Source organism: Azohydromonas lata, assembly GCF_034427735.1.
In the GTDB taxonomy this organism is placed as follows: Bacteria; Pseudomonadota; Gammaproteobacteria; order Burkholderiales; family Burkholderiaceae_C; genus Azohydromonas; species Azohydromonas lata.
In genome coordinates this window covers 1-295 of record NZ_JAXOJX010000251.1, presented here as the reverse complement: position 1 = coordinate 295, position 295 = coordinate 1, and the positions used below count along the sequence as shown (strand labels likewise).

Below are 295 nucleotides of genomic sequence, written 5' to 3'. Positions count from 1 at the left end.
TCCGCAGCTCGACTGCAGCCGCCGCGCCCGCTACCCCGTGCTGGGTGCGAGCTGGCAGCCGCGCGCGGGCATTGCCCACCACGACGCCGTGGCGCGCGGCTTCGCCCGCGCCGCCAGCCGGCTGGGCGTGGACTTGATCGAGAACTGCGAGGTCACGGGGCTGGACGTCCAGGGCGGACGCGTGCTGGGCGTGCAGACCAGCCAGGGCTACGTGAAGGCCGCTCGCGTGGGCTGCGTGGCCGCGGGCCACTCCTCGGTGCTGGCGCGCATGGCCGGGCTGCGCCTGCCGGTGGAA

At 75.9% G+C, this 295-nt stretch carries 1 protein-coding gene; it reads left to right on the top strand.

The features are described 5' to 3' along the window. Nucleotides 1–295: FAD-dependent oxidoreductase (locus tag SM757_RS35270; RefSeq protein WP_322468904.1), on the top strand; the 295-nt coding region annotated here is incomplete at both ends.